The 24,702-nt window shown below is 69.2% G+C and carries 16 protein-coding genes and 4 pseudogenes; 13 read left to right on the top strand and 7 right to left on the bottom strand.

Annotated elements, in window-relative coordinates; genetic code table 11:
* Nucleotides 1-1,233 (bottom strand): MFS transporter (locus F1643_RS06830; protein WP_206692373.1); only part of this gene is annotated, 1,233 nt, incomplete at its 3' end.
* 75 nt (nt 1,234-1,308) lie between these two features.
* Between F1643_RS06830 and F1643_RS06825 the strand changes: the two genes are divergently transcribed.
* Together F1643_RS06825 and F1643_RS06820 are read left to right on the top strand one after the other, a co-directional pair.
* Entirely contained in the window at nt 1,309-2,199 is an 891-nt protein-coding gene (locus F1643_RS06825) for a LysR family transcriptional regulator (RefSeq protein WP_194912123.1), read from the top strand.
* Between the two features lie 117 nt (nt 2,200-2,316).
* Nucleotides 2,317-4,824, top strand: a complete 2,508-nt coding sequence (locus F1643_RS06820; protein WP_255542472.1) for a PAS domain-containing protein — start codon at nt 2,317-2,319, stop codon at nt 4,822-4,824.
* Between the two features lie 81 nt (nt 4,825-4,905).
* Here the strand turns inward: F1643_RS06820 and F1643_RS06815 are convergent, their stop codons facing one another.
* Entirely contained in the window at nt 4,906-5,310 is a 405-nt protein-coding gene (locus tag F1643_RS06815) for a 6,7-dimethyl-8-ribityllumazine synthase (protein WP_149228796.1), read from the bottom strand.
* Between the two features lie 661 nt (nt 5,311-5,971).
* On the opposite strand from F1643_RS06815, the gene F1643_RS06810 reads away from it, so the two are divergent.
* On the top strand, nt 5,972-7,078 hold the full coding sequence (locus F1643_RS06810; RefSeq protein WP_194912121.1) for a hypothetical protein: 1,107 nt from the start codon (nt 5,972-5,974) through the stop codon (nt 7,076-7,078).
* On the top strand, nt 7,075-8,505 hold the full coding sequence (locus tag F1643_RS06805; RefSeq protein WP_194912118.1) for a hypothetical protein: 1,431 nt from the start codon (nt 7,075-7,077) through the stop codon (nt 8,503-8,505). The genes F1643_RS06810 and F1643_RS06805 overlap by 4 nt, the downstream gene beginning before the upstream one ends.
* Before the next feature lie 239 nt (nt 8,506-8,744).
* On the opposite strand, the pseudogene F1643_RS06800 reads toward F1643_RS06805, so the two are convergent.
* Nucleotides 8,745-9,739, bottom strand: a pseudogene (locus F1643_RS06800) (bile acid:sodium symporter family protein).
* Nucleotides 9,740-10,040: 301 nt separating this feature from the next.
* Here F1643_RS06800 and F1643_RS06795 point away from each other — a divergent pair.
* From F1643_RS06795 to F1643_RS06755, 9 genes and pseudogenes are all read left to right on the top strand, one after another.
* A complete protein-coding gene (locus F1643_RS06795; RefSeq protein ID WP_194912116.1) occupies nt 10,041-11,213 on the top strand; it encodes an isovaleryl-CoA dehydrogenase in 1,173 nt (390 codons plus the stop codon).
* 39 nt (nt 11,214-11,252) lie between these two features.
* Complete coding sequence (locus tag F1643_RS06790; protein ID WP_194912113.1) at nt 11,253-12,434, top strand: acetyl-CoA C-acyltransferase; 1,182 nt, start codon at nt 11,253-11,255, stop codon at nt 12,432-12,434.
* A gap of 154 nt (nt 12,435-12,588) precedes the next feature.
* Nucleotides 12,589-13,722, top strand: coding sequence for an acyl-CoA dehydrogenase (locus F1643_RS06785; protein WP_194912111.1), 1,134 nt, complete (start codon nt 12,589-12,591; stop codon nt 13,720-13,722).
* Nucleotides 13,723-13,764: 42 nt separating this feature from the next.
* A pseudogene (locus tag F1643_RS06780) lies at nt 13,765-15,371 on the top strand (carboxyl transferase domain-containing protein).
* Nucleotides 15,372-15,382: 11 nt separating this feature from the next.
* A pseudogene (locus tag F1643_RS06775) lies at nt 15,383-16,178 on the top strand (enoyl-CoA hydratase/isomerase family protein).
* Between the two features lie 19 nt (nt 16,179-16,197).
* Nucleotides 16,198-18,200, top strand: a pseudogene (locus F1643_RS06770) (acetyl-CoA carboxylase biotin carboxylase subunit).
* A 2-nt stretch (nt 18,201-18,202) separates the two neighbouring features.
* A complete protein-coding gene (locus F1643_RS06765) occupies nt 18,203-19,102 on the top strand; it encodes a hydroxymethylglutaryl-CoA lyase (RefSeq protein WP_194912109.1) in 900 nt (299 codons plus the stop codon).
* Between the two features lie 133 nt (nt 19,103-19,235).
* Nucleotides 19,236-20,630, top strand: coding sequence for a YcjX family protein (locus F1643_RS06760; protein ID WP_194912106.1), 1,395 nt, complete (start codon nt 19,236-19,238; stop codon nt 20,628-20,630).
* On the top strand, nt 20,627-21,649 hold the full coding sequence (locus tag F1643_RS06755) for a TIGR01620 family protein (RefSeq protein ID WP_194912104.1): 1,023 nt from the start codon (nt 20,627-20,629) through the stop codon (nt 21,647-21,649). Before F1643_RS06760 ends, F1643_RS06755 begins: the two co-directional genes overlap by 4 nt.
* 4 nt (nt 21,650-21,653) lie before the next feature.
* Here F1643_RS06755 and F1643_RS24525 read toward each other — a convergent pair whose 3' ends face one another.
* The 4 genes from F1643_RS24525 to F1643_RS06740 form a co-directional block, all read right to left on the bottom strand.
* Nucleotides 21,654-21,860 carry a hypothetical protein gene (locus F1643_RS24525; protein WP_370540503.1) on the bottom strand — a complete coding sequence of 69 codons (207 nt, stop codon included), beginning with the start codon at nt 21,858-21,860 and terminating at the stop codon, nt 21,654-21,656.
* A gap of 59 nt (nt 21,861-21,919) precedes the next feature.
* Nucleotides 21,920-22,351, bottom strand: coding sequence for a pirin family protein (locus F1643_RS24520; RefSeq protein WP_370540498.1), 432 nt, complete (start codon nt 22,349-22,351; stop codon nt 21,920-21,922).
* 119 nt (nt 22,352-22,470) lie between these two features.
* Nucleotides 22,471-23,919 carry an ATP-binding protein gene (locus tag F1643_RS06745; RefSeq protein WP_194912102.1) on the bottom strand — a complete coding sequence of 483 codons (1,449 nt, stop codon included), beginning with the start codon at nt 23,917-23,919 and terminating at the stop codon, nt 22,471-22,473.
* Between the two features lie 100 nt (nt 23,920-24,019).
* A complete protein-coding gene (locus F1643_RS06740; RefSeq protein ID WP_194912101.1) occupies nt 24,020-24,697 on the bottom strand; it encodes an RluA family pseudouridine synthase in 678 nt (225 codons plus the stop codon).
* Nucleotides 24,698-24,702: the final 5 nt, after the last annotated feature.

Here is a 24,702-nt window from a genome sequence, read left to right as displayed (position 1 = left end):
GTGAGGACGGTCGGCGGGAAGAAGCAGGGCGCAGACGGTCGCCAACCCGCCGCCGACGCCGAGAAGCGCGAAACCCCAGCCCCAGGGCGAGCCTCCCATCGGGCCTCCAAGGCTGCCGGCCTGGTCCAGCACCAGCCCGAACGCCAGCGGCGCGGCGCCGCCGGCGCCGAAGCCGAGGATGGAGCGCACGGCCAGCGCCGCCCCCAGGCTGCCGGGCTCGACCGATTCCGTCATCGCCGTGGACAGGACGGGGGAATCGCCCAGCGCCGAGAAGCCGTAGAGGGCGGCCACCGCCAGCACCAGGACCAGCGGCATCCCGTCCATCCAGCCGATGGTGAAGGAACAGGCCGCACCCAGCAGTCCCATCGCCACCAGAACGGCCCGCCGGCCCAGACGGTCCGACGCCCGTCCCATCAGCAGCGACGACAGGAAGCCCGAAAGATGGATGGCTGCGGCGATCCACAGGCCGCGCATGCCGGCTCCGCCCGAGTTGGCGAGGCTGGCCGTCAGGAAGGCCGGAAGCCAGGCCCACATGCCCAGCAGTTCCCAGCAATGGGTGGTGTAGCCGGCGGTCAGCAGGAAGGACCGGCGGTCGGCCAGGAAGCGGAAGGCGCCGCGCAGCCGCCGTGCGCCGCCGCCGGCGACCAGATTGACGCGTCCGCGCAGTCCCGGCGTGGCGAGCAGCGCCGCCAGCAGCGGTCCCAACCCGCAGGCGATGAAGGCGGCCTCGTAGCCGAACCGCTCCGCCAGCCATGCTGCGACCGCGATGGAGGCGAAATAGCCGAGCGACCCCGCCCCCAGCAGCCAGCCGACCGCCGCACCCCGCCGCGCCGTCGGCACCCCCTGCGCCACCAGCATGATGGAGGGGGCGTAGGTTCCGCCCTGCGTCAGCCCCATCAGCGCGAACAGCAGCAGGCCGCTTTCCGCCGAGCGGGCGAAGAAGGCGAAGGCAAGGCCGGTCAGGGCCGTTGCCCAGCTTGCCCACAGGAAGACGCGCTTGGCGCCCAGGCTGTCGGCGAACCAGGAGGACCCCACCAGCGACAGGGCATAGCCGATGTTGAAGGCGGTCTGGATCGACCCGGCCTCTCCCGCCGACATGCCCCAGGCCTGCATCGCCGGCACGAGCGCGCCGGCATAGACCATGAAGGACAGCGACGTGGCGAAGCGGCTGGCGCACAGCAGCACGAGCCATGTGGAGGAGGGGGCGGAGGAGGGAATGGCTGCGGTCGTCATGGCCCCACCGTCGCGGACCGCCGTGGAAAAGGCAAATTTATTGATTTGATCGAAATCATAAGGAAGGCTGTGGGTATGCGCGGCCTGAACCTCGACCAACTCATCACCTTCGCCACCGTCGTCGAACATGGCGGCTTCACCGAGGCGGCAAGCCGGCTCGGCCTGACCCAGCCGGCGGTCAGCATGCAGATCCGCAATCTGGAGGAACGCTTCGGCGTGCGGCTGGTGGAGCGGGTCGGCAAGCGCGCCCTGCCGACGGCGGCCGGCCGCGATTTGCTGCCCTTCATCCGCCGCATCCGCGACGAGGTGGAGGCGGCATCCGCCGCCATGGGACGCCACCGCACCGGGCAGGCGGGGCGCGTGCGGATCGGCACCGGGGCGACGGCCTGCATCTACCGGCTGCCGCCGATCCTGGCCGCACTGCGTGCCGCCCATCCGGGGCTGGAGATCATCGTCGTCACCGGCAATACGCCCGACATCCTGGACGCGGTGGAAGCCGGGGCGCTGGACCTCGCGCTGGTCACGCTGCCGGCCGTCCGCGCCGGCCTGTCCATCGAACCGGTGTGCAGCGAGGAGCTGGTCTGCGTCGGTCCGCGGATCGGGGATGAGCCGGGGCCGGACGGCATCGCCCCGGCGGTGCTGGCGGACGGGGCGCTGATCCTCTACGAGCGCGGCGGCACCATGCGGGCGGTGATCGACGGCTGGTTCATGGCCGGCGGCGTGCAGCCGCGCCCGTCCATGGAACTCGGCAATGTCGAGGCGAACAAGAACCTCGTCGCCGCCGGGCTCGGCCGGTCGATCCTGCCGTCGGTCACCGTCCAGGGACCGGGCGATTGCGACCGCTTCGCAGTCCAATCTCTGTCTCCACCGCTGGTTCGCACGCTAGGGTTGGTTTTGCGGCGTGACAAAGTGCCCGATCCCGGCGTGCGGGCAATGGTCAGGGCCATTACAGATATGCGGTATTGATAAAGATAAAATTGATCGCGTCTGCAATCATCAGTCCTATTTCCTTTGGAGGGTTTACAGGGGCTTTCGGTCTTGCGCACTCTCGTCTACTGAGACTTTCGTTTTTCTTGAGCGCCTATGACCAAGCCGCAGTCTCTCCCGGACGAGCCCGCGACCAGCCGGATGGGGGGCGGGGCGGGTCCGGATGCCCAACCGAACGCTTCCCCGAACACTCGGCCGACCGCCCAACCGGTTACCGCTCCCGATGCGCAGCTGGCGGCGCGCGTGGAAGAGCTGGAGCGGGAAAACGCGCGGCTGAGCGCCGCCCTCGCCACCGCCTGCACCGGCTGCGACGACCTGCTGACGGTCAATGCGCTCAACGAGGATCTGCGCACCGCCTTCGATGCCCTGGAGCACAGCCGCGCCGCCCATGCCGACAGCGAAAGGCGGCTGCGCGCCATCCTGGACAGCGCCGTCGGCCACGCCATCCTGACCTTATCGCCGGACGGCAGGGTGACCAGTTGGAATCCCGGATCCGTCCGCATCCTGGGCTGGACGGAGGAAGAGGCGCAGGGCCGCCCGGTCGACTTCCTCTTCCCGCCGGAGGATGTCGTGGCCGGCATTCCCGACGCGCTGAGGCTGCGGGCGCTGGCCGAAGGGCGCATCCAGGAGGAGCGTGCCTTCCGCCGCCGCGACGGCTCCGTGGTCTGGGGGGCGCTGACCATCCTGCCGCTGCAGGGCGACGAAGAGGGTTACCTGTGGATCCTGCACGACCGCTCCGACGAGCGGCGGATGGAGGAGGCCATCGCCGATGCGCGCAAGCGTGCCAGCGACATCCTGGACAGCATCGACGAGGCGCTGGTGGCGCTCGACCGCGATTACCGGGTGATCTACCAGAACCGGCGGTCCGAGCAAATCGGCCATCAGCCGCTGTCGGCGATGCGGGGCCGCCGACTGTGGGAAATCTGGCCCCAGCTCGCCGGCTCCGACCTGGAGGCGCTGTGCCGCAAGACCATGACGGAGCGGGTGCCGACCAGCATGGAGAAACGCCTGGACGGCGAGGACACCACGCGGTGGCTGGAGATCCGCATCCTGCCGACGGCGGAGGGGGTGGGCTGCTTCTCCCGCGACATCACCATGCGCAAGCGCGCGGAGGAGGAGGCGCGCGCCTCGCACGAGCGGGCGGTGATGATCCTGGAGAGCATCAGCGACGCCTTCTATGCCGTCGATCACGACTGGCGCTTCACCTACATCAACCGCAAGGCCGAACAGCTCTGGAGCCGGTCGCGCGACACGCTGCTGGGCCGCCGCCTCTGGGACGTGTTTCCCAAAGCGTTGGGCAGCGAGTCGCTGGAGGCGCAGAAGCAGGCGGTGCGCGAAGGGCGGGAGTTGACCGTGGAGGTGCTGTCCCCCGTGCTGGGCTACTGGGTGGAGGTCAACATCTATCCCAGCGCCGACGGGCTGTCGGTCTATTTCCGCGACATCACCGCCCGCCGGCAGGCGCAGCAGGCGCTGATGCAGGCGAAGGAGACGGCGGAGGCGGCCGACCACGCAAAAGGCAAGTTCCTGGCCGCCGCCAGCCACGACCTGCGCCAGCCGCTTCAGGCGCTGATGCTGTTCGTCGACGTGCTGAAACCCCATGTGCAGGGCAGCCAGGGCGCCAACGCGCTGATGCATCTCGGCCGCGGGCTGGACGCGCTGAAGGAGCTGCTCGACAGCCTCTTGGACATGTCGCGGCTCGATGCCGGGGTGGTGCAGCCGAACATCGAGAGTGTCCCGATGGTCCCGCTGTTCGACCACATCGCCGCCTCCTACCGGCCGGTCGCGGCGGCCAAGGGGCTGGAGCTGCATGTCCTGTCCTGCAACGCCTCCGCCCGCACCGACCGCACGCTGCTGACGCGCATGGTGCGCAATCTGGTGGAGAACGCGCTGCGCTACACCGAGAGCGGCCGGATCGACATCGAATGCCGGCAGGCCGGCGGCCGCCTGCTGATCGAGGTGCGCGACACCGGCATCGGCATCCCGCCCGACCATCTGGAACGCATCTGGGAGGAATTCCATCAGGTCGGCAATCCGGAACGCGACCGCAACCGCGGCCTCGGCCTCGGACTTGCCATCGTGCGGCGGCTGTCGCAGCTGCTGAACCACCCCGTGGACGTCCAGTCGAAGCCGGGGCAGGGGACCAGCTTCGTCATCGCCCTGCCGCTCGGCCGGACCGTCGAGCGTCCGCTCAGCCCGGCGGAAGCGGCGACGACCGGCCACGGCCGCTTCGCCGTGGTGGTGGATGACGACGCCATCGTGCTTCTGGGACTGGAGACGATCTTCCGCGAATGGGGCTATGAGGTGCTGGTCGCCGGTTCGGCCGAAAAGGCGGTGGAGGCGCTGCGCCGCAGCGGCCGCCGTCCCGATCTGGTCGTCGCCGACTACCGCCTGCGCGAAGGCCGCTTCGGGACGGACGCCGTCGCCGGCATCCGCGCGCTGTTCGAGGAGGCGGGCGGCCCGCCGGTTCCGGGCCTGATCCTGACCGGCGAGACCGGCCCCGAGTGCGAACGCGACGCCGCCGCCCATGGGCTGGGCATCATCCACAAGCCGGTGACCCCGCGCCAGCTCAGCCATGCGCTCGGCGAACTGCTGGGGTTGCAGTGACCGGGCCTGCGCCCTTCCTCGCCGTCCGGAAGGGCGATGCATCTGCTGCACCGGCGGCGCCCCGCCGGAGCGTAAGTGCCCTCAGCCCTGCTCGATCAGGTCGGCGCAGGCGTTCACCGCGGCGGCGGCGTAGGGGCGGATGCGTGGCGGGATCTGCGACGGGTTGATGCCCGGGCCGAGGATGCCGACGCCGACCGGCTTCATGAACTGAAGCTGCAGGTCGATCAGGCTGCGGATCACCGCATGGCCCATGACGTTGCCATGTTCGGTCTCGCCCCGCTCGATGATGCCCAGCGCCACCGCGCCGGCGACGTCGTCGCGCATCAGCAGGCGCTTGATCGCCAAGGGCTTTTCCATCGAGCCGGGGACCCAAACCTCCGCGACGATGCCGAGGCCGCGGCGGGCGGCGACCGCCCGCGCCTCGTCCAGCATCTCTTCCCCTTCCTTGCGGTGGAACCGTCCGAGCACGATGCCGATGTTGCTCACCCTCTGTCTCTCCCCTGATTGGCGGCCTGAAGTCCGGCGGTCTGAAGTATTGCGGTCTGAACCTGCGCCCAAACTGTCGCGTCGCCGCGCAAAGCGCAAGGGCCGTCACCTGTTCGAACAGGGCTATCGCATATGGGTTTCAATCGTAGAAAAAGGCCCCTCTCCCCTTGCGGGAGAGGGGTTGGGGTGAGGGGCGCAAATCTAACGGTTCCAATGGCCTGTGGCCGCCGCACCCCTCATCCCAACCCGCGGGTCGGCAAAACGCCGTCGGCGTTTGGCCGATCCCGCCCCGCAAGGGGAGAAGGGCATCTGAAGCGCAACGCCGTTGCTTGAATGCCCATACGCGATTGCCTTGCCTGTTCGAAAATTTCTGCCGACCCTTCAAAGGTTTCACGCCCCATTTTCATGGGCGGCCCGTCTTCCGCCGCATTGCATCAAGGCTTTGGCGAAGGATAACCGTTCGCGGTCAAGGTCCGGCTTTGCATAGGGTTCGTTCCCAACTGCGGCAGGCCGTCGCAGCGTGCTACAAATCGGTACAAATTGCTCGCCGCCGCTTGTGTTGCGACCATGTAGTAATGGGTGGGTATGGCGCGCAGCCGGTCCCGGCCTGAAGGGCGGCGCGGCCGTAACAGATCGGTCAGGCGAATCCGGAACGGCAATCATGTTGAAGGGTGCGATCGAATACGCGCCGTCGACCTTCGAGGAACGGGGGGCCGCGGTGGCCTTCACCACGCCGCTGCTGTCGCAGACCCGCGTGCGCCGCGGCGAACGGTCCAAGCTGGAGGTGCTGATCCCCAGCCTGTCGCAGGGCATGGGCATCTATGTGGTCGCCTGGAAATCGGTGCCCGACATGGTGTCGATGACCATGCACGACCGCTATCTCCATGACCTGATCGTGAAGGAGGACGCCTGTTCGCCCCACGAGATCCGCCGGGCGACGCTGAAGGCGGCGCGGCGCGGGCTGGCCGGGCCGAAGGCGGCGCAGGCTGCCCGCCATGCGCTGGAGGAGGACGAGGAGCAGAGCACCCTCACCCATTACCTGCTGATCCTGTCGATCCTGAAGGCGGTCGGGCTGGAATCGCCGGAGATGCTGAAGGCCGGCATCGACACCGACGAAGGGCAGCGGCTGACCCGCCAGCTGATGACCCGCGCGGCGGAAAGCCTGCGGATGGACGCGACCCTGCTCTATTCCCGGCTGGCCGACGTCGCCGCGGTCGCCGCCCCGGTCGGGCTGGCGCGCTCGCCCAAGCCCGGCCGGCTGGTGCGCGGACTGATGGATTTGAAGGGCTTCCGCGACAGCCTGACCGACTGGGCGCGCGAGGTGCCGGGCGACGCCGCCCCGGTCGCCGCCTTCTGCGCGGAGGTGGCGCAGCACACCATCGCCATCGGCGACAAGGTTCTGGGCGACTTCCACCGCCGCATCGAGGCGATCGGCCCGCTGATGCGCGACTGGGACGTCGAGATCGTCCGCGTGCGCGCCCAGGCGGGGCGGATGGCGTGGCTGCTCGACGGCTGGAGCCACATCACCGGGGCCTGGGAGGTGGCGCAGACCGAGGACCACCACCAGCAGGCCGCGACCGTCAACGACCTGTTCCGCATCCTGCCCCTGCTGCCGAGGAAGGAGTCCAGCCGCGACTTCGTAGAGGATTCCAAGCAGGTGAGGCTGGCCCAGCGCCGCTCCGTCCGCATGCTGGAGGACTGGCGCACGGGCCATATGGACATGGACGCCATCCGCCGGATCGAGGCGGTGAAAGCGCGCTCGCCATGACCGAAGCGGCGGACGGAAGCGGACAGGGCAAGGTCGTCCGCCTGCCGGGGCTGGAAAGCCGGCTGTTCGACATCCCCGAGGACAAGTTCATCGAGGTCGTCCGCCTGCTGGAGCGGGTGCGCGACCATCCCGACGTGCGCCAGACCTTCGCCGCCATCCGCCCGCGGCTGGTCCAGGTGCGGCCCGGCCGCCGGCCGACGATGAAGCGCGTCCTGTGCATGCCGTTCGAGGATGTGCTGGAGAGCTTCAGCGGGGTCGACGTTCCGCTGGGCCGCATCGAGCGGCGGGTGATCGAACCGGTCTGGCGGCTGGTGACGGAATGCGGCGACACCGCCCTGATCGACCAGCTCGACCGGCAGGTGCAGGAAACCGCGCCCGGCAACATCAACGCGCTGCGCAACATCGGGCGCCGGCTGTGGCCGATGGCCGCCCAAGCCATTCGGGGGGCGGTGGAGCAGGACGGTTCGCGCCAGATGGTGTGGCGGCTGCTTCACGGCGACGAGGAGCTGCGGCGGCAGGTTCTGGACGTCGCCGCCTTCCTGGACATCGGCCTGACGGTGGAGGCGCTGAAGGACGTGCTGGCGCCCAAGCCGCTGCCGGCGCTGGACGACCGCCATGTGGAAGCCATCGAGCAGGCGGCCCAGGCGGCGGCGCGCCAATCGCCGACGCTGGTCTGTTACCTGCTGCTGGTCGCCGCCTCCCGCATGGCGAACCCGGCCGACCTTCTGACCGTGCTGAACGACATCGACCTCGGCAAGGCGCGGCGGGAGCAGCCGGTGATCTTCGCCCAGCTGAGCGGGCTGGTGGTCACCAACCTGGAGGAGCGGAGCGCCCGCCTGGACGGGAACGTCCATGGCAAGGGCGACGGGGCCGGCGGGGCTGCCGTCGCCATCGCTCCGGAGGAGACCATCGCCATCGCCGAACGGCTGGTCGCCAGCGTCAACACCACCTCCGCCGTCATGGATTTCCTGGCCGAGCCGGTCTATCGCGAGCGGCTGGACGCGGTGAAGGCGGCGGTGCGGACCATGGTGACCGGCAGCGTTCTGGACACGGCGCCTCGGGGCATCCTGACCGCGGTTGCGGCCCCCGCCGCCAGTGGCCGGCCGGTTGCCGTGGACGACGATGCCCAGACCGCGGCGGAGGACCATGCCCGCGCCTTGCGCCGGTGCGAGGGGCTGGCCGACGCGCTCGGCCTGCACCAGCCGCTGAAGGACGCCATGGCGTCGATGGAAAAGGGCCTGTTGGAGCGGGCGCAGGCGCTGCTGGCGCAGTATCCCAGGGCCGCCGGCGACCCGGACGATGCGGAGACGGCGGAGATCAACCTGTTCTACGCCCTGCGCCTGCTGGAAATGGTCGCCGGCCCGGCCAAGGCCGACCGGCTCCGCACCGCCATCATGGCCGCGACAGGCGAGTTTGGAGAGGGGTAGGGGGCACCTGCTTCCCCCTCTCCCCCCCGCTCACGCGCAAACTTCGTTTGCGCTGACGCGACAGGCGGACCTTTGGTCCGCCGATAGCGGGGAGAGGGTCGGGGTGAGGGGGAGGCATAGGGTGGAGTTGGTGGCGAGCGGAGAGTGCGCGATGCTTGAAAATCTTCGCAGCGCGACCCCCTCACCCTAACCCTCTCCCCGGGGGGGAGAGGGGACTCTATCCGGGAGAGGGCGCCTTCTCACGAGGTCGCCGGCAAGGCGTCGCGCGCCTCCTCCTCGTCGGCGTAGCGGCGGGCCAGGACGGCGCCGACCATCAGCTGGATCTGGTGGAACACCATCACCGGCAACAGCACCAGACCGGCGGTGGCCGGGGCGAACAGCACGCCGGCCATCGGCACGCCGCTGACCAGCGACTTCTTCGAGCCGCAGAAGACGATCACCGCCTCGTCCGCGCGGGAGAAGCCCAGGCGGCGGCTGAGCAGCGTCGTGCCGACCAGGAAGAACGCCAGGATGGCGCAGTCGATCAGCACCACCATGCCCAGCGCCGCCGGGGGCACCTGATGCCACAGCCCGTTCACCACCGCCTCGCTGAAGGCGATGTAGACGACCAGCAGGATCGATCCGCGTCGGTGAACTTCAGCATCGCCTTGTGCCGCGCCGCCCAGGCGCCGACCCAGCGCCGCAGCAGCTGTCCGGCGACGAAGGGCAGCAGGAGCTGCGCCGCGATGGTCTGCAGCGTGTCCAGCGACAGCGCGCCTCCCTGCACGTTCAGGAACAGCGCCACCAGCAGCGGCGTCATCAGGATGCCGGAGATGTTGGACAGAGTGGAACTGCACACCGCCGCCGCGACGTTGCCCCGCGCCATCGAGGTGAAGGCGATGGAGGACTGGACGGTGGAGGGCAGCAGGCAGAGGAACTGCACCCCGACCGCCAGGGCCGGCGGCAGCAGGCTGTGCGGCAGCGTCGCCGCCACCGCCCAGCCGATCAGCGGGAAGGCGACGAAGGTCAGGCTGAAGATCAGCAGGTGCAGGCGCCAGTGCGCCATGCCCGCCACCACCTCCTCCCGCGGCAGACGGGCGCCGTGCAGGAAGAACAGCAGAGCGATGGCCGCTTCCGCCAGGTAATGCACCCCCTGGGCGAACTGGCCCTGCACCGGCAACACGGTCGCCAGACCGACGGTCGCCACCAGGGCGATGGTGAAGCCGTCCATGTTCGGGCGCGGTACGCGGATCATCGTCACAAGGCTCCTTCGCAGCGTCCTCAGGTATACGGTATCCAGAAATTAGCCCCGCACCGCAGCAACATGAAAGCGCGACCACGCCGCACCCAGTCCGGAGGCGCGCATGGCAGCCTTGAAACGATTGCCTTTTTCGCCGTGTTTCCACGATGCGGCAGTGTATACGCAGCGGCGGATGGGCCTTAATCCCTTGAGGAAATGCTGGTTTTCACAGCCTTCAGCTACCCCTTGCCACCCGCCGCGCCATACGGTAACGTATGGTCAAAGAACGGATGATTTCCCAGGGGAGCGATACGCCATGCTGTCCAACCAGTACCCCAGCCTGAATTTCGACCTCGGCGAGTCGGCCGACATGCTGCGCGATTCGGTGCGCAGCTTCGCCGCCAACGAGATCGCCCCCCGCGCCGCCGAGATCGACCATACCAACGAGTTCCCGAACGAGCTGTGGCGCAAGATGGGCGACCTCGGCATCCTCGGCGTGACGGTGGAGGAGGAGTATGGCGGCGCCGGCATGGGCTATCTGGAGCATGTCGTGGCGATGGAGGAGGTGTCGCGCGCCTCGGCCTCGGTGGGGCTCAGCTACGGCGCCCATTCGAACCTCTGCGTCAACCAGATCCGCAAGAACGGCACCGAGGAGCAGAAGCGCCGCTACCTGCCCAAGCTGATCTCCGGCGAGCATATCGGTGCCTTGGCGATGTCGGAGCCGAACGCCGGGTCCGACGTGGTGTCGATGAAGCTGCGGGCCGAGAAGAAGGGCGACCGCTATGTGCTCAACGGCACCAAGATGTGGATCACCAACGGCCCCGACGCCGACACGCTGGTGATCTACGCCAAGACCGACATCAACGCCGGCCCGCGCGGCATCACCGCCTTCCTGGTCGAGAAGGGCTTCAAGGGCTTCTCGGTGGCGCAGAAGCTGGACAAGCTGGGCATGCGCGGCTCCAACACCGGCGAGCTGGTGTTCGAGGACTGCGAGGTGCCGGTGGAGAACATCCTGGGCGGCGTCGGCCGCGGCGTGAACGTGCTGATGTCGGGCCTGGATTACGAGCGCGCGGTGCTGTCGGGCGGTCCGCTCGGCATCATGCAGGCCTGCATGGACGTGGTGATCCCCTATGTCCACGACCGCAAGCAGTTCGGCCAGTCCATCGGCGAGTTCCAGCTGATGCAGGGCAAGCTGGCCGACATGTACACGATCATGAACGCCGCCAAGGCCTATGTGTACGCCGTGGCCAAGGCCTGCGACCGCGGCGAGACCACCCGCAAGGACGCCGCCGCCGCCATCCTGTTCTCCGCCGAAAAGGCGACCTGGATGGCGTTGGAGGCCATTCAAACACTGGGGGGCAACGGCTACATCAATGAGTACCCGACCGGCCGCCTGCTGCGCGACGCCAAGCTCTACGAGATCGGCGCCGGGACCAGCGAGATCCGCCGCATGCTGATCGGGCGCGAACTGTTCAAAGAGACGGCGTAAGGCCGTACCGAAAAGATCGAGGGAAAGGGACCGACCACCATGACCGACAGCATCGTCATCGCCGCCGCCGTCCGCACGCCGATGGGCGGCTTCCAGGGCGACCTCATGGGCCTGACCGGGCCGCAGCTTGGTGCCGTCGCCATCCAGGCGGCACTGGAACGCTCGGGCTTGGCTGGGGACGCGGTGGACGAGGTGTTCATGGGCAACGTGCTGTCGGCCGGTCTGGGCCAGGCCCCGGCGCGTCAGGCGGCGCTCGGTGCCGGGCTGCCGAAGGGCGTCGGCTGCACCACTATCTCGAAGGTTTGCGGATCCGGCATGCGGGCGGTGATGTTCGCCCATGACGTCATCAAGGCCGGCTCGGCCAGGGTCGTGGTGGCCGGCGGCATGGAGAGCATGTCGAACGCCCCCTACCTCTTGGACCGCGCCCGCGCCGGCTATCGCATGGGCCACGGCAAGGTGCTGGACCACATGTTCTTCGACGGTCTGGAGGACGCCTACGAGAAGGGCCGCCTGATGGGCACCTTCGCCGAGGAATGCGCGACCAGCTACAACTTCACCCGCGAGGCGCAGGACAACTACGCCATCGAGAGCCTGACCCGCGCCCGCAAGGCGGTGGAGGACGGCTCCTTCAAGGCGGAGATTGCGCCGGTTCTGGTCAAGGGCCGCAAGGGCGACACGCTGGTCGACACCGACGAGCAGCCGGGCAAGGGCGATCCCAAGAAGATCCCGACGCTGAAGCCGGCCTTCGCCAAGGACGGCACGGTGACGGCGGCCAATGCCTCGTCGATCTCCGACGGCGGCGCGGCGCTGATCGTCACCACCCGCAGCGAGGCCGAGAAGCGCGGCCTGCGCGTGATCGCCGAGATCAAGGGGCATTCCAACCACGCCCAGCAGCCGGCGCTGTTCACGACGGCTCCGGTCGGTGCGATGCAGAAGCTGTTCGAGAAGGTGGGTTGGTCGGCCCGCGACGTCGACCTGTTCGAGATCAACGAGGCGTTCGCCGTGGTGACCATGGCGGCGATGCGCGACCTGGACCTGCCGCACGACAAGGTGAACGTGCATGGCGGCGCCTGTGCGCTGGGGCACCCGATCGGGGCTTCGGGGGCGCGCATCCTCGTGACGCTGCTGGCGGCGCTGGAGAAGTACGACCTGAAGCGGGGTGTGGCGTCGCTGTGCATTGGTGGCGGTGAGGCTACGGCGATTGCGGTGGAGCGGGTGTAAGGGGCAGTTAGACCCCCACCCTGACCCTCCCCCGCTGGGCGGGGGAGGGACTGCCGCCGCTCTTCCGCCCAAGCACTGGTCCCCCGCCCAGCGGGGGAGGGTTAGGGTGGGGGGTAGCGCCACCAACAAAAACCATCGCCCGAGGAAACGCCCGATGCACCTGACCGAAGAACAGACCATGGTCCGCGACATGGCCCGCGCTTTCGCGCAGGACCGGCTCGCCCCGACCGCCGCCGAGCGCGACCGCAGCGGCGCTTTCCCCAAGGCGGAACTCGCCGAGATGGGCGAACTCGGCCTGATGGGCATGCTGGTGCCGGAGGAGTTCGGCGGCGCCGCCACCGACCATGTCGCCTACGCGCTTGCCATCGAGGAGATCGCCGCCGGTGACGGCGCCGTCTCCACCATCATGAGCGTGCACAACTCGGTCGGCTGCATGCCGATCCTGAAGTTCGGTACGGATGCCCAGAAGGACCGCTTCCTCAAGCCGATGGCGCGCGGCGAGATGCTGGGCGCCTTCTGCCTGACCGAACCGCAGGCGGGCTCCGACGCCTCGGCGATCAAGACCCGCGCGCGGCGCGACGGCGATTACTGGGTGCTGAACGGCACCAAGCAGTTCATCACGTCGGGCTCGCAGGCCGACGTCGCCATCGTCTTCGCGGTGACCGATCCGGCGGCGGGGAAGAAGGGCCTCAGCGCCTTCATCGTGCCGACCGACACGCCGGGTTATCAGGTGGCGCGGACGGAGGAGAAGCTGGGCCAGCACTGCTCCGACACCTGCCAGATCGTCTTCGAGGAGTGCCGGGTTCCGGCCGAGCTGATGCTCGGGGCCGAAGGGGCGGGCTATAGGGTTGCGCTGGCGAACCTGGAAGGCGGGCGCATCGGCATCGCGTCGCAGTCGGTCGGCATGGCGCGGGCGGCGCTGGACCACGCCATCCGCTACGCCCAGGAACGCCAGAGCATGGGCGTGCCGATCATTCAGCATCAAGCCATCGCCTTCCGCCTCGCCGACATGGCGACACGGGTGGAAGCGGCGCGGCAGATGGTGCTGCATGCCGCGTCCTTGCGCGACGCCGGGGTGCCCTGCATGAAGGAGGCGGCGATGGCCAAGCTGTTCGCCTCGGAGATCGCGGAGAAGGTCTGCTCCGACGCCATCCAGATCCATGGCGGCTATGGCTACCTCAACGATTTCCCGGTCGAGCGCATCTATCGCGACGTCCGGGTCTGCCAGATCTACGAGGGCACCAGCGACATCCAGCGGCTGGTCATCAGCCGCGCGCTTGTTCAGTAACACAGTCTGCAATCAAGACCGCCAAACCGGGAGGAAGACGGCATGACCGTCCTGAAGAGCGCCCTGAACGCGCGCTCCGCCGAGTTCCAGGCCAACGCCGACGCCATGCAGGTTCTGGTCGACGATCTGCGCCGGAAGGTCGCCGCCATCCAGCAGGGCGGCGGGGCGAAGGCGCGCGACAAGCACCTCGCCCGCGGCAAGCTGCTGCCGCGCGAGCGCATCCGCCAGCTGCTCGACGTCGGCTCGCCCTTCCTTGAGCTGTCGCAGCTGGCCGCCGACGGCGTCTATGCCGAGGACATCCCGTCCGCCGGCATCATCGCCGGCATCGGCAGCGTCGCCGGGCAGGAGTGCATGATCGTCGCCAACGACGCGACGGTGAAGGGCGGCACCTATTACCCGCTGACGGTCAAGAAGCATTTGCGGGCGCAGGAGATCGCCCAGCAGAACAACCTGCCCTGCATCTATCTGGTCGACAGCGGCGGGGCCAACCTGCCGAACCAGGACGAGGTCTTCCCCGACCGCGACCATTTCGGCCGCATCTTCTACAACCAGGCCAACATGTCGGCCGAGGGCATCCCGCAGATCGCCGTTGTGATGGGAAGCTGCACCGCCGGCGGCGCCTATGTCCCGGCGATGTCGGACGAGGCGATCATCGTCCGCAACCAGGGCACCATCTTCCTGGGCGGCCCGCCGCTGGTGAAGGCCGCGACCGGCGAGGTGGTGTCGGCCGAGGATCTCGGCGGCGCCGACGTCCATTCCCGCACCTCCGGCGTCACCGACCATTACGCGATGAACGACGCCCACGCGCTGGCGATGGCGCGCCGCGTGGTGTCGAACCTGAACCGGGCCAAGCACATCGACCTCGATCTGCGCGAGCCGGAGGAACCCGCCTTCGATCCGCGTGAACTCTACGGCGTCATCCCCAGCGACGCCCGCAAGCCTTCGACGTGCGCGAGGTGATCGCGCGGGTGGTCGACGGGTCGCGCTTCGACGAGTTCAAGCCGCTCTACGGCACGACGCTGGTGACGGGCTTCGCCCATATCTTCGGCTATCCGGTCGGCATCATCGCCAACAACGGCATCCTGTTCAGCGAATCCGCCCTGAAGGGCGCCCATTTCGTCGAGCTGTGCTGCCAGCGCCGCATCCCGCTGGTGTTCCTGCAGAACATCACCGGCTTCATGGTCGGGCGGAAATACGAGGCCGGCGGCATCGCCAAGGACGGCGCCAAACTGGTCACGGCGGTCGCCTGCGCCAAGGTGCCGAAATTCACCGTCATCATCGGCGGCAGCTATGGCGCCGGCAATTACGGCATGTGCGGCCGCGCCTACAGCCCGCGCTTCATGTGGATGTGGCCGAACGCCCGCATCTCGGTCATGGGCGGCGAGCAGGCGGCGGGCGTGCTGGCCCAGGTCAAGCGCGACGCCATGGAAGCCCAGGGCAAGCCGTGGTCGGCCGAGGACGACGAGGCGCTGAAGGCGCCGATCCGCGCCCAGTTCGAGCGCGAGAGCCACGCCTATTACGCCAGCGCGCGGCTGTGGGACGACGGCATCATCGACCCTGCCGACACCCGCATGGTGCTGGGCCTCGGCCTGTCGGCCTCGCTGAACGCGCCGGTGCCGAAGACGCCCTTCGGCGTCTTCCGGATGTGATGGAGGCGACCATGAGCGACATTCTGCCAAACGATATTCTGGTCGAGGTTGCGGAAAACGGCGTCGCACCGTCACCATGAACCGCGGCGACGTCCACAACGCCTTCAACGAGCAGGTCATCGCCGACCTGACCGCCGCCTTCCGCCGGGTGGGCGAGGATCCGGCGGTGCGCGTCGTGCTGCTGCGCGGGTGGGCAAGAGCTTCTCGGCCGGGGCGGATCTGTCCTGGATGAAGAAGATGGCCGGCTACTCCCACGCGGAGAATCTGGCCGACGCCATGGGCCTCGCCACCATGCTGCGGACGTTGGACGAATGCCCGAAGCCCACGGTCGCCGTGGTGCAGGGGCCGGCCTTCGGCGGCGGCGTCGGGCTGGTTTCGGCCTGCGACATCGCCATCGGGGTGGAGACCGCGACCTTCGCCCTGTCGGAGGTGCGGCTGGGCATCATCCCCGCCGCCATCAGCCCCTATGTCATCGCCGCCATCGGCGAGCGCGCCTGCCGCCGCTATTTCCTGACCGGCGAGCGCTTCGGCGCGGCGGAGGCCCACCGCATCGGCCTGCTGCATGAGCTGACCAATGCCGACGGGCTGGAAGAGACGGTGGCGAAGACGGTGAAGACCCTGATGGACAGCGCGCCCACGGCGGTCACCGCCGCCAAGGAGCTGATCCGCGCCGTCGCCCGCCGGCCGCTGACCGAAGAGGTGGTGCGCGACACGGCGGAGCGCATCGCCCGCCAGCGCGCCAGCGCCGAAGGCAAGGAGGGCGTCGGCGCCTTCCTCGACAAACGCACCCCGTCCTGGCGGAGCTGAACCAATGTCCCAAATGGCCATGTTCGACAAGATCCTGATCGCCAACCGTGGCGAAATCGCCTGCCGGGTCATCCGCACCGCCCGCCGCATGGGCATCAAGACCGTCGCCGTCCATTCGGAGGCCGACGCCAAGGCAATGCATGTCCAGATGGCCGACGAGGCCGTCTGCATCGGCCCGGCCCCGGTCGGCGAAAGCTATCTGCGCGGCGAGGTCATCCTCGACGTGGCAAAGCGGACGGGGGCCCAGGCGATCCATCCCGGCTACGGCTTCCTGTCGGAGAATGCCGGTTTCGCCGCGGCCTGCGCCGAGGCCGGAATCGTCTTCATCGGCCCGCCGATCGAGGCGATCCGCGTCATGGGCTCCAAGGCGGAATCCAAGCGGCTGATGGCGAATGCCGACGTGCCGCTGGTGCCGGGCTATCACGGCACCGACCAGGACTTCGCCACCCTGTCGGCGGAGGCCGAACGCATCGGATATCCGGTGCTGGTCAAGGCGTCGGCCGGCGGCGGCGGCAAGGGCATGCGCGTGGTGCGCGCCGCCAACGAGTTGGCCGACGCGGTGGCCGGCGCCCAGCGCGAGGCCAAGGCGGCCTTCGGCGACGACAGCCTGCTGCTGGAGAAGTATCTCGGCCGGCCGCGCCATGTCGAAATCCAGGTCTTCTGCGACACCCACGGCAACGGCGTCTATCTGTTCGAGCGCGACTGCTCGGTGCAGCGCCGCCACCAGAAGGTGATCGAGGAGGCGCCGGCCCCGAACCTGCCCGACGACCTTCGCCGCCGCATGGGCGAGGCCGCGGTCGCCGCCGCCAAGGCGGTCAACTATGTCGGCGCCGGCACCGTCGAGTTTCTCTATGAGGATGGCGGCTTCTACTTCATCGAGATGAACACCCGCCTGCAGGTGGAGCATCCGGTGACGGAGAAGATCACCGGGCTCGATCTGGTCGAGTGGCAGCTGCGCGTTGCCGCCGGGGCGGAGCTGCCGCTGCGCCAGGACCAGCTGACCCGCCGGGGTCATGCCTTCGAGGCGCGGCTCTATGCCGAGGATCCGCAGCGCGACTTCCTGCCGGCCATCGGCAAGCTGGTCCGCCTGCGCCCGCCGGCCGAGAACGATCACGTCCGCGTCGACACCGGCGTTCGCGAGGGCGATTCGGTGACGATGTATTACGACCCGATGATCGCCAAGCTGATCGTCTGGGACGAGGACCGCGACAGCGCGCTGCGCCGGCTGCGCGTGGCGCTGGCCGAGTATGAGGTGGTCGGCGTCACCACGAATGTCGGCTTCCTCGGCGCCATCGCCGGCCATCCGGCCTTCAAGGCGGTGGAGATCGACACCGGCTTCATCGAGCGCCACCGCGCCGACCTGCTGCCGCCGCCGGCCCCGGTGTCGGACAGGGCGCTGGCCGCCGCGTCCCTGTCGGTGCTGCTGAAGCGCCGGGAGGAGGCCCAGGCGGCGCTCCGCGCCCGGTCGGACCGCTATTCGCCCTGGCTGCTCGCCAATGGCTGGCGGCTGAACGAGGAGAACATTACGACCTGCGCCTGATGGACGGCGACACGGCGCGCGAGGTGACCTTGCATTTCCGCAGCGACGGTTACGAGGTCGCGGTGGACGGCGGCAAGGCGATGCCGGTGACCGGCGTCAGCCTGTCGGACGGCCTGCTGACCGCCACGCTGGACGGAATGCGCACCCGCGCCACCGTGGTACAGCAGGGGCTGGACATCACCGTGCTGATCGACGGAGCGGTGTCCCGCCTGACGCTGGACGACCCCAGCGCCCGCGCGGCGGAGCAGGAGGGCGGCAGCGGCCGTCTGACCGCGCCGATGCCCGGCACCGTGGTCCGCGTGCTGGTCGAAGCCGGCCAGAGCGTCGAGGCCGGCGCGCCGCTGATGCTGCTGGAGGCCATGAAGATGGAGCACACCATCAAGGCCCCGGCCGCCGGCACCGTCAGCGCGGTGAATTTCGCGGCGGGCGATCAGGTGTCGGAAGGCGTCGACCTGCTGGTTCTCGACATCGCGGAGGCGTGACGATGCTGCTGCCGAAATTCGTCCGCATGGTGGAGGTCGGCCCGCGCGACGGCCTCCAGAATGAAAAATCCATGGTGCCGACGGCGGTCAAGGTGGAGCTGGTCGACCGCCTGTCCGACGCCGGGTTGAGTGTGGTGGAGGCGGCCAGCTTCGTCTCGCCCAAATGGGTGCCGCAGATGGGCGACAGCGCCGATGTGCTGGCGGGCATCGCCCGCAAGCCCGGCGTGCGCTATGCCGCCCTCACCCCGAATCTGAAGGGGCTGGAGGGCGCGCTGGCGGCCAAGGCCGACGAGGTGGCGGTGTTCGGCGCCGCGTCGGAAAGCTTCAGCCGGAAGAACATCAACTGTTCCATCGCCGAGAGCCTGGACCGCTTCGCCCCCGTCATGGAGCAGGCCAAGGCGGCGGGCGTGCCGGTTCGTGGCTATGTCAGTTGCGTGCTCGGCTGCCCCTATGAGGGGGAGATCGCGCCGCAGGCGGTGGCCGACGTGGCGGAACGGCTGTTCGCCATGGGCTGCTACGAGATCTCGCTGGGCGACACCATCGGCACCGGCACGCCGACCAAGGCGCAACTGATGATCGCCGCGGTGGCGGAGCGGGTGCCGGTCGACAAGATCGCTGTCCATTTCCACGACACCTATGGGCAGGCGCTGGCCAACATCCTGGCGGCCCTGCAGATGGGGGTGGCGGTGGTGGACAGCTCGGTCGCCGGGCTCGGCGGCTGTCCCTACGCCAAGGGGGCCAGCGGCAACGTGGCGAGCGAGGACGTGCTGTACATGCTGAACGGCCTCGGCATCGAAACCGGGGTGGACCTGGACAAGCTGATCGCGGCCGGTGCGTTCATCAGCGACGCCATCGGCCGCCCCACCGCATCGAAGGTGGCCCGCGCTCGTGGTTGTGCGTGAGGGAATCTTCGGCAACGAAGGGCCGCGCTTTCGAAAGGGAGCGCGGCCCTTTCGTATTCGGGGGTGCCCCTTCGCATCTTGGGCGTCCCACCCCATATAGGGCCGGTCCTCGGCCAGACGTGAACGACCGCCCGTGCGTATTCCTCACCTGAACGACCTGTACGATGCCGGCAGCCGGCTTCTTTTGGAATCGACGGTGCGCGTCGGCGTCACCGGGCTGCGGCGGGCGGGCAAGACCGTCTTCGTCACCGCGCTCGTCGACAATCTGCTGAAGGCCGGGCGGCTTCCCTTCCTCGACGTCATGTCGTCGGGCCGCTTCCAGGCGGCGCGGCTGCGGCCGCAGCCCGACCCGGACGTGCCGCGCTTCGACTTCGAAGGCCATCTCGCCGCGCTGATCGGTCCCGATCCCCATTGGCCGGAGCCGACGCGCGGCATCGGCCAGATGCGCGTCGCCCTGCGCTACCGTCCGGACTCGGCACTGAAGCGGGCGGTGCAGCCGGTGGCGACGCTGAACCTCGACCTCGTCGATTATCCCGGCGAATGGCTGCTCGACCTGCCGCTGCTGCGCCAGAGCTTCGCGGAATGGAGCGCGCTCACCCTGGAGCTTGCCGCCCGGCCGCCGCGCGACGAGCTGTCCGCCTCCTGGCGCGGCTGGCTCGCCACCATCGATCCGATGGCATCGGCGGAGGAGGAGACGGCGCGGCGCGGGGCGGCGCTCTACACCGACTATCTGCACGCCTGCCGGCGGGCGGACACGCTGCTCAGCCTGATCCAGCCCGGCCGCTTCGTCGAGCCGGGCGACATGAAGGACGCGCCGCTGCTGACCTTCTGCCCGCTGCCCCCCGCCCCAGGCCGGCGGGTCGCGGGGCGCGGCAGCCTGTGGGCGCTGATGGAGGAGCGCTACGAGGCCTACAAGACCAACGTCGTCCGCCGCTTCTTCTCCGAACATTTCGCCAAGCTCGACCGCCAGATCGTGCTGATCGACGTGCTTGGCGCGCTGAATGCCGGGCCGGCCGGGATGGCCGACATGAAGCGGGCGCTGGAACTGAGCCTGGAGCCCTTCCGCCATGGTTCCTCCGGCTGGCTCGACTGGCTGCTGGGCACCAAGATCGACCGGGTGCTGTTCGCCGCGACCAAGGCCGACCACATCGCCGCCCACCAGCATGCCCAGCTGCGCGCGCTGCTCGACCGGCTGGTCGGCGATGCCCGCAACGCCATCCGCTTCGAAGGCGCCCAGGTCGAGACGATGGCCATCGCCGCGCTGAAATGCACCGACAGCGTGGTGACCGAGCATGAGGGCCGGCAGCTGCGTTGCGTGCGTGGCGTGCCGGTCGGGCGCGACCGTCCGACCGTGCTGTTCCCCGGCGAGATCCCGGAGGATGCCGAGGCCTTTCCGCCCGGCCGCGACCGCCCCTATAATTTCCTGGCCTTCCGTCCGCCCGACGATCTCGGCCGCGACCCGCGCGGCCTGCCGCACATCCGCGTCGATCAGGCCCTGCAATTCCTGCTGGGGGATTACCTGCTGTGACGGAGCGCGACAGCGACACCCGCAAGGCCGCGAAGGGCTGGGTTCCGCCGATGGAGCTGGAACTGGACCGCGCCGCTCCGGTTTCGGCGGAGGAGGAGACGGCGCTGCTGACCGGATCGGGCGACCCGGCGGAGCTGCTGCCGGCCCCGGCGGCGCCGGTGCGGACGACCCGCCGGCTCGGGCGCTGGCTGTTCGGGGCGCTGGCGGCGCTGGTGGTGGTGGCGCTGGGGTTCGACACCGCCGACCTGCTGAACCGCGCCTTCGCCACCAGTGTTGTGCTGGGCGTGCTGGTGGCGCTGCTGGCCGCGACCGCGGGCATCGCCGCCGTGGCGATGCTGGTGAACGAACTGCTGTCGCTGCGCCGCCTGCGGCGGATCGAGGAATTGCGGGCGGAGGCTGGCAGGCTGGAGGTGGAGGCGCCGGGCGGCCGGGCCGACCGTTTCGCCGGGTCGCTGGTGGCCCTCTACGCCGACCGGCGGGAACTGGCTCCGGCGCTGGCCCGCGTGCGCGACCATGTGACCGACGCCCATGACGAGCATGAGGTGGTGCGGCTGCTGGACCGCGAGGTGTTGGCTCCGCTCGACCGCGCCGCCTATCAGCGGGTCCTGCTCGCCTCGCGCGACACCGCCGTCGCCACCGCGTTGAGCCCGGCGGCGCTGCTGGATTTCGCGGTGGTGCTGTGGCGGAACCTGAAGCTGGTGCGGGAGATCGCCTCCCTCTACGGCGCCCGGCCCGGCTATGTCGGTTCGCTGCGGCTGCTGCGCCGGATGCTCGCCAACATCGCCGTCGCCGGGGTGACGGAAAGCGCCCATCATGTGGCGGTGGAGGCGCTGGGCGGGTCGCTCGCCGCCGCGATCTCCACCCGGATGGGGCAGGGGGTGATCAACGGCCTGCTGACCGCGCGGGTCGGGCTGACCGCCATGCATCTGTGCCGCCCCATCGCCTTCGGCACCGACAACCGCCCCAGCCTGAACCGCATCAGGAAGGAACTGCTGTCGGTGCCCAAGCAGGTGCTGTGACGCGTCAGGCGAGGTCGAAGACCAGAACCTCGGCATCGTCGGCGCGGTCGAGCGTCACCGCCTCCTCATCCGTCAGCGCGGCGCCGTCGCCGGCCTTCAGCAGGGTGCCGTTCAGGTGGACCCGGCCGCGGGCGACCTGAACCCAGCCATGGCGGCCGGGGCGCAGGGTCAGGGTGGCGCTTTCCTCGCCGTCCAGCAGCGCGGCGTACAGGTCGACATCCTGGTGGATGGTGACGCTGCCGTCACGCCCGTCACGCGACCCGACCAGCTTCAGCTTGCCCTGCTTCTGCTCGGCCGGGAAATCCGCCTGCTGGTAGCCGGGGCCAGGTTGTTGGCTTCCGGCAGGATCCAGATCTGGAGGAAATGCACCGGCTCGGTGTCGGAGGCGTTGTACTCGCTGTGGCGGATGCCGCGGCCGGCGCTCATCACCTGGACCTCGCCCGGACGGATCACCGACCCGGTGCCGATGGAGTCCTTGTGCTCCAGCGCGCCGTTCAGCACGTAGGACACGATCTCCATGTTGGCGTGCCCATGGGTGGGAAAGCCGGCGCCGGGGATCACGCGGTCCTCGTTGATGACCCGCAGGGCGCGGAAGCCCATATGGCCGGGGTCGAAGTAATGGCCGAACGAGAAGCCGTGGTTGCTGTTCAGCCAACCCATGTTGGCAACCCCACGCTCGTCGCGATGGCGAATGGTGATCATGATGGAACCCTCCGTTTCGTTGGGGTGTGTGCCCTTGTCTGGAGGGGAATTTGGCACCGGACAGCTTAGGGAACAATCCGGCGGTTTCGCATCAGATCGTTGCGGCTGAAGCTACAATGTCAGCCGGCCAGCGGCACCCCCACCGCAAACACGGTGCCGCGCCCTTCCACCGAGCGCACAGTCACCGGATGCTCCAGCAGCCGCGCCAGCCGTTCGACGATGGCGAGGCCCAGGCCGATGCCCTCGCTGCGGTCGCGGTCGGGGCGGTCGAGCTGGACGAACTCCTCGAAGATGCGCCGGCGGTCGGGTTCGGCGATGCCGCGTCCGGTGTCGTACACCTCGATCCACAGCCTGTCGCCGCGGGTGCGGCAGCCGACAAGCACGCCGCCGGTCTCGGTGTAGCGGATGGCGTTGCCGATCAGGTTGCGGACGATGCGCTCCAACAGCGCCGGGTCGCTGCGCACCACGGCATTGGTCGGGACGGCGCGCAGCCGCAGGCCCTTGGCCTCCGCCAGCCCGGCGAACTCCGCCTCCAGCTGGTCGAGCAGGGGGGAGAGCGGCAGGTCGGCCGGCTTCGGCGTCACCGCGCCGGATTCCAGCTTCGAGATGTCGAGGATCGCGTTCAGCAGGTCGCGCATCGACCGTTGCGCCGCCTTCAGGTCGGTCAGCAGGGCCGCCGCCTTGGCGCTCTGCGGCTGGCGTTCCAGCATGCCGGTGAACATGCCGATGGCCTGGAGCGGCTGCTGCAGGTCGTGGCTGGCATGGGCGAGGAAGCGGGACTTGGCGCGGTGGGCCTGCTCCGCCGCGGATTTGGCGGCGTGCAGTTCGGCCGTGCGTTCGCGCACCTGCTGTTCCAGCGTGGCGTTTGCCCGCTCGATGGTCTCGGCCATGCGCAGGATCTCGGTGAACTGGCGGCGCACCTGCCGGGTCATCGGCCGGAAGATCGCCAGCGCCTCCACCGCCAGGATCAGCAGGGTGATCAGCAGCGCGGCCAACCCCAGCTGGTGCAGGGTGTGGAACCCCTCCTCGCCCTCTTCCTGGTAGAGGGCGACCATCTCCTCCAGCCGATCCAGCAGCGGGCCGAGGGCCTGTGAGGTGATGCGGTCCGCTTCGGCCGGATCGGGCGGCTGGCCGGCGGATGCGGCGGCGATCACCCGGCGCAGGGCGGCGATGTGCCCGGACACCAGCGGGTCCAGCGGGTCGGTGCCGCCATGGAACAGGTCGTTGGGGGGCGGCCCCATCGGCGGGCCTTCCTCCGGCCCGACCCGGCCGCTCAGCCGGCGGTGGGCCGCCTCGAACATGTCGGTGGTCTCGGCCAGCTGGCGGGCGAGGTCGCTGCGCATCACCGGATCGGTGGCGGTCTTCAACTGCTCGACCAGAAGGGCGGTGCGCTGCGACAGCATGCGCTGGCGGCCGGAGACGTTGACGACCTCCAGCATGCGTTCATGCTGGCCGATCACCCCTTCGGTCATGACGAAGCCGGCGAGCGTGCCCAGCGCGATCAGCGTCAGCGCCAGGGCATAGCGCACGGTCATCCAGCGCGCCGTGGTGGTGCCGGTCGGTGTCATGCGCTTTTCCCCTCGGCCGTGATGCCCATTGCCATCCTGGAACGGCATCATCGGGTCATTTGCCGCATCGCGGCAATGGCCGAAGGTAGTGGTGAAGCTATCAAGCCTCGGTGAAGCCGCAAGCCTCCAGCGCCGCCCGCATGTGCGGCGGGATCGGCGCCACCGCACCCACCGGATCGCGCTTCGGGTAGAGCGGCAGCGAGATGGCGCGGGAGTGCAGGTGCAGCGGCTTGCCCTCCGGCCCGCCATATTGCGGGTCGCCGACCAGCGGACAGCCGATGGAGGCGCAATGGACGCGGATCTGGTGGGTGCGGCCGGTGTGCGGCGTCAGCTCCAGCCAGGTCAGCCCGTCGGCCTGCCCGCGCATGACATAGTCGGTCATCGCGGTCTGCCCGTCGGGCGAGCCGACGATGCGCCAGCCGCCGGTCTTGTTGGAGACCTTGGCGAGCGGCAGCTCGATCCGTCCGGACTCCTGCGGCGGCGCTCCGGCGACCACCGCCCAATAGGTCTTATCGACCTTGCCGTTCTGGAACAGGATGCCGATCTTGCGCAGCGCCTTGGCATGGCGGCCGAGGATGAGGCAGCCCGACGTGTCGCGGTCCAGCCGGTGGGCCAGCGACGGCGGCTTGGGGAAGCCGAAGCGCAGCGCGTCGAAATGCCGCTCCAGGTTCGGCCCGCCGGCAGGACCGGCATGGACCGGCAACCCGGCGGGCTTGTCGAGGATCAGCATCAGCCCGTCGCGGTACAGGATGCGGTCTTGGATTTGGGCGGGTGTCACGGGCA

This window comes from Azospirillum sp. INR13, assembly GCF_015390205.1.
In the GTDB taxonomy this organism is placed as follows: domain Bacteria; phylum Pseudomonadota; class Alphaproteobacteria; order Azospirillales; family Azospirillaceae; genus Azospirillum.
This window is presented reverse-complemented; position numbering and strand designations above follow the sequence as displayed.